Source organism: Streptococcus infantis (genome assembly GCF_047464415.1).
Classification (GTDB): Bacteria; Bacillota; Bacilli; order Lactobacillales; family Streptococcaceae; genus Streptococcus; species Streptococcus infantis_AE.
In genome coordinates, this window is sequence record NZ_JASHBX010000031.1 from 1 (window position 1) to 5,547 (window position 5,547).

The 5,547-nt window shown below is 39.2% G+C and carries 4 protein-coding genes and 1 pseudogene; all 5 read left to right on the forward strand.

Translation table 11 applies throughout. The features are described from left to right. Positions 1–269: pseudogene (locus QM460_RS10120) on the forward strand (single-stranded DNA-binding protein); the annotation flags it as partial. A 159-nt stretch (positions 270–428) separates the two neighbouring features. Next, positions 429–674 carry a hypothetical protein gene (locus QM460_RS10125; RefSeq protein WP_000113750.1) on the forward strand — a complete coding sequence of 82 codons (246 nt, stop codon included), beginning with the start codon at positions 429–431 and terminating at the stop codon, positions 672–674. Positions 675–678: 4 nt separating this feature from the next. Beyond that, entirely contained in the window at positions 679–3,807 is a 3,129-nt protein-coding gene (locus QM460_RS10130; RefSeq protein WP_414290032.1) for a VirD4-like conjugal transfer protein, CD1115 family, read from the forward strand. A gap of 83 nt (positions 3,808–3,890) precedes the next feature. Next, positions 3,891–4,391, forward strand: coding sequence for a hypothetical protein (locus QM460_RS10135; RefSeq protein ID WP_084910576.1), 501 nt, complete (start codon positions 3,891–3,893; stop codon positions 4,389–4,391). 123 nt (positions 4,392–4,514) lie between these two features. Beyond that, the coding region (locus QM460_RS10140; protein WP_414290033.1) for a pLS20_p028 family conjugation system transmembrane protein at positions 4,515–5,547 on the forward strand (1,033 nt) is incomplete at its 3' end.

Here is a 5,547-nt window from a genome sequence, read left to right on the forward strand (position 1 = left end):
AACAAGCGGAGTTGATGGCTCAGAGCCTATCTAAAGGCTCTCCAATCCTCTTAAAAGGAGAAATTATCCAACGACCTTATAATGATGAACATGGTCAACGTCGGACGTATCAGTTTATTTCCCCAAATCAACAAGGAGGAATTACTTTCCTTGAAAATAGGGAAGCATCTAACCGACGTAAGCAGGAACAACAGGGCTTTTCTCAGCCGATACCAAGTTCTATTCCTCCATCTTATCCTGAACCAATGGATGTAGAATCCCCATTCTAAAGGGATTGAAAGCATACAAGAACACTTGTGTGCTTTTTTGTTATACAAAAAGTTATATAACTTATGATATAACAATATCTTTTGTCCCTTTAACAAAGAATTTGATATTATCCCTTAGAATAGAGGGGAATTAAGAAATAATAAGAAAGGAGTGCAACAATGGCAAGACAAAAATACAATTATCTGTCTGATGAATTGATTGCAGAATCTCTTCAGGTGACCAATTACTTAGAACAAAGTCGATCTAGTCGATTGAATGTTCTTCAGTTGGATGGGGAGAAATGGTTAGAAAATTACTTTAACCGTTATGAGAAAGCCTCTCCAAGGCTACAGTTTCACATATTTCTCTTTTCGAGCTTCTATACTCGAAAAATGGAATGGTTCTTGGAAGGTGTAAGGGGGTAGTCGTTTGTTTGAGTTATTTGAAGTAGTATTTTATACCCTTATCCAACTGATTCGAGCCAGTTGGCTCAATACCTTCCTTTTTCTAGGGGTAGCAGGTTATTACCTATTCAAACTCTTCCAGCCGTATTTTTTAAGAAGCTATCAAAGGTTATTAGCAGGAAAGAGTAGTCTAAGGCAAGCAATAAAAAGAGGTTGGAAAAATCGTAAAGGAATTGATTGGAAACAAGTATGGTTCAAATCAGTTAGAGGGCTGCTCAATGGAATGAAGTCATTCTTACCTAAAATCTTTGCGCTTGCCTCTCTCATTCTTTGGAATGTTTTCTTCAGGATATTTTATACCCTTCCTTTTGTCAAACGAGAACGGAAACGTTTTGATAAAGAAATGAAACCCATTCTTTATTTTAAAAGTTACCGCAGCTTCGTTTATATGGGATTAGGTTTTAGCTTTATTGCTTTTATCTTAACCAATTACCTGGTTACTGTTTTGAGAGCTACAATCCGCTTTCTCTATTTTAGTATTTGGTCGTTTAAAGATGCTAGTAAGGCCGTAAACTTTGACTTAAACAGCCTCTTATTTCAAAGTTTATTGAACGCTAAAGTCTTCTTGATAGCACCGATTTTAGCATTTCCAATCTTTCTATTGGGCTTAGTTATCGCTTGGAAATCTGCCTGGATAAACTTCGAGCAGTTTCGAGACTATAACAATAATGAAGAGGGAGATGACCGATTTGTGACGATTGATGAAATTCGTCGTCAATACAAAAAGATTCCGAATAAAGCTTTAACTTATCCAGGTGAAGGTGGGGCTCCAGTATTTCATGAGCTGACTCATGATTTAGCAGGGCAAACACTCAGAACCCAAATCTTATGGCAAAATAGGAAAATCAGTCGATATGTGACCAATGCGGAACGGATTTTAGGCATGTTCGCTTTTCCTTCAGGTTACTACTACATTGAAGATAAGCCAACGAATCTGTTAGGGATTGGGATGACTCGTTCAGGTAAGGGGGAAGGTCAGATCACTCCAGCCATTGAAATCAATAGTCGTGCGGAATTGCAGCCGTCGATGGTTCTTGCAGATCCGAAAGGGGAGCATTATCAAGCCTCCTACAAACTCATGAGGCAACGTGGCTATGAAGTTAATGTTCTTTCTTTCCAAAATATGGATTGGTCTATGTCCTACAATCCTCTAGCTTTGGCTATAGCTGCCGCAAAGAAGGGTTACTATGAGAAGACTCAAACCTATGTCAACGCAGTCGCAGAATCCATTTATCCCAAACAAAAGGGAGGAGAGAAGGGAAATGCGGAATACTTCCGTAAGTCTTCTATATCCCTGTTTAATGCTCTGACAATGGCTTTGATGGATCGAGCTAATGAAACCTATCAAAATGGTGAAGATGATGCCTGGGATACCATTACCATCCCTAACGTTGCGAAATTTTTGGCGACAATGGGATCTGAAGAAGTCTTTGTGGATGGTGCTGGAGAAATCGTCGAGAATCCAAGCAGAGAACAACAAGTGTCGAAGAAGTCAAAAATCACAGTCTATTTTGATAATTTGAGACAAGTCAATCAAAAACAATTCTCGAAATTTAGACAAATGGCGGATATCGAATTTCGTGCTTCAGATTTTGGTGGTGATGAGACTAAAGGTAATGTCTACTCTAGCATGATGACAGGGATCAACTTGTTCTTACAAGACAATGTGGCCAAACTGACTTCTAAAAACTCTATTGATTTAGAGTCTGTTGGCTTCCCACGTCGATTGTCTGTCAAGCTGAGATCAAGCACCAATAGCCAACTCAAAAACGAGTTCAAGCACAAGACTGCTAAAGTAACGATTACAGGATTGAAGAAATGGGGGAAAGTCGAAAAGAAAGTTGACTATGTGAAGCAAGCTACAGCTCTTGTCGATGGGGAAGGATATCTGACCTATGCCATCGAGCCTAAACTTCCAGATCAGTTTACGGTAACAATTGATTTCAATCATAAGAACAATGGTCAGTCTTCAGTTCGGGATCAAGTCTTTCAATTCTCAGCTGAGAAAGTCTATAGAAAAGATGGAGATAGTCCAGAACTAGATGAGTATACCAAGAAGCCGATTTTAGATCATATCGATATAACCGTATTAAAGGATAAAGAAGATACCCAAAATCTTCTTCAGGAGTCGGATATTGAACTGATTTATTCAGATAAACCGAAAGTCATCTACCTGGTAACACCGCCAAACCGAACAGAGTATAATGGAATTGTTTCTTTACTCTTAGATCAGCTATTCAATGCTAACTATGAGCTTGCCTTGTCAAATGGTCGGAAATGTATCAATCGCATTCTCCATATCTTGGATGAGTTTACAAACATGCCAGCCATTCCTCACATGGATAAGAAAATCTCCATTGGATTGGGGCAAAACATTCTCTATTACCTATGGATTCAAAACTTGGAGCAACTGTATGATGTCTATGGTCAAAATGTTGCTCAAACCATTATGGATAACTGTTCGTTGAAGGTTTATGTCAAAACAACGTCTCCAGACACCAATAAGAAATTTAGTGCTGAGTTAGGTACACGTACAATCACGAGAAGACGGCGCTCCAGCAATATCCTGGACGAAGCCAATCCAAATGTAGCTGTCGAGAATCCAAAACAAGAGTTGTTGACACCAACGCAATTGGCCAAGCTTCAGGAAGGAGAAGCAGTTATCTTACGTGGGGTCAAGGGACGGGATAATGTTGGACGTAAGGTCACAACGGATCCAATCTTCGCACATGATAAGAACAGCTTCCCTTACAAATACATGTTCTTACAAGAGGAGTTTGATACATCGATGACTCTTGCGGATATTCCAGTCGAAAGTGCACACCGTGAGCTAGAGCTTCAAGAAATAGCAGTTGATGCAGGTACAGCCTTCAACAACATCATCGACTGGAGGCAACGTTTGACCATGCCACTCCTCAGCAACAATGGCGAAACTCCTAAACTATCAGGCCGTCACAGTAAAGGGCAAAAGGTACAATCCCAATCCTTCACTTCCACAGATGAATTATTCCAGGCAGCTGCAGCTAGTGTTATTCACGGTGACTATGATTATTATGATGACGGAGACGACTTCTTTGCGGATGAAGTTATCTAAAAAGATGTACAATAAGTTATATAAACACTTGCAAGAAAAAATGATGTTTGTTATAATGAGGTAAATAATGATTAGGAGAAAAAATGATGAAAGCAAAGCACTTTTTAAGAATTGTTTTAGTAGGGTTAGCCTTGATTTTACTAGGGGCATGTGGTCAAAAATCACCTGAAAGTCTCTCTAAAAATGTGTTAAAAGATAGCTATACGGGCTTTTCACCAGAACATGGTTATGAGAGTAGTGATTTTAAGGGTGGAGTAGGAACTACCTTAAAGTTTGATAAAGAAAAACGAACCATCTCAAATAACGACGGTGAAAGCATCAATTATAGTGTTCTTTCAGAAGAACAAGTGAAGAGAATCCCAGCTGATTTCAGAGGCACTCTAGTTAGTCTAGAGAGTCAGCTGAAAGGAAAGGATAACTTTACAATCGCTGTTGACTATAAAGATATAGATAAACCTGAAGAAGCTCGCTCTTATTATCAAGTCGTCTTGACCGAGGGTGGTAAAAAAATCCGAATCATTGAACTCCGCCGTGGCTATAAAGAAGACAATGCTTTCTATGATTTCAACGGAACCGCAGATTAACTTACAAAAGTCTCAATTACTTGAGGCTTTTTTTTGTTGTCAGAATTTCATTGTCCCTTTAAAAACGATTTTGCCATTATCGAATATGATAGGGGTATCTTAAAAAGAAAGAAGGTATCTTTAGTGCACTATCAAACCTTTTCAGATTTGGTGAATGAGATCAAGAATCTTGATGGTGAGATTACAGGCGAGAATGCAAAAAAGCTGGCAGAGTTTTATTCCTATTGGAATAACTATTTAGAACCGACTCCTGCATTTATGGCATTTCTCACCTATTTACCAGGAGGGATTGCCAAGGCTCTTTATCAAATCACTTCCAGCCTAGAACATGTTTTTAATAATATGTTCAAGCTCTTTGGTCTCTTCGGTTATCTAGGCGACCAGAAGACGATTATAGGCCAGTTCTTTTACTGGTTTCAGCTATTGGGGACGTCCTTGTTCACCCTGATTTTGGTCGTGTCGGCCGTCGCAGGAGTTTTTACAAAGCCAGTCAAATACAAAGGAGTCATCACGAATTTCCTTTTGGTAACGGCTGTAACTGCCGTATTGCCACTAGCTTTGACCACTATATCAACAGCAGTAGCACAGGATGCCATGTCTATCCAGACAGTCTCCAGTGAAGCGCCATCTGGCAGTCAACCGACTTCCTCCCTGGCTCTTCAACCCATGAAAAATAATGTGGTAGACTTAAAAGTCTTGATCTACAAGGATTTTTCTACGGAGTTGTTTCCAATGGATGATTATGGCTTTATCAAGCCTGTTCAAGAGGGATCTACCCCTGTCAATAATATCACGGATAGTCCTGAACAGCGGGACACGACTGATTTTGCGACCAAGATTGATTTTGGGGCAAACTATGGTACAACGAATCCAAAAATGATACAGGATATAGAGAAACATGATAAAATACCAGGGATTAAAGGCTTGTTCCTACATAAGTTGAATTCCAATAATACTGGAGTTGAAAGCATTACAGAACACCGAGTCATTAATCAATTGAGTGCTTTTGAATCAGTTTACATGCGCTATAAAGTCAACTGGATAGGGATGTTCCTCCAGTATATTATCCTGATTGTTCTTTTGGTTAGCATGATCATTAAGCTCGTTAAATCAATCTTTGATATTCTGATTGAAGCAATGATTTCTCCAATTCTTG

Bases quoted from the DNA above. Each gene is read 5' to 3' on its own strand.
- QM460_RS10125 (WP_000113750.1), top strand. From the start codon at position 429: ATGGCAAGACAAAAATACAATTATCTGTCTGATGAATTGATTGCAGAA.
- QM460_RS10135 (WP_084910576.1), top strand. From the start codon at position 3,891: ATGATGAAAGCAAAGCACTTTTTAAGAATTGTTTTAGTAGGGTTAGCC.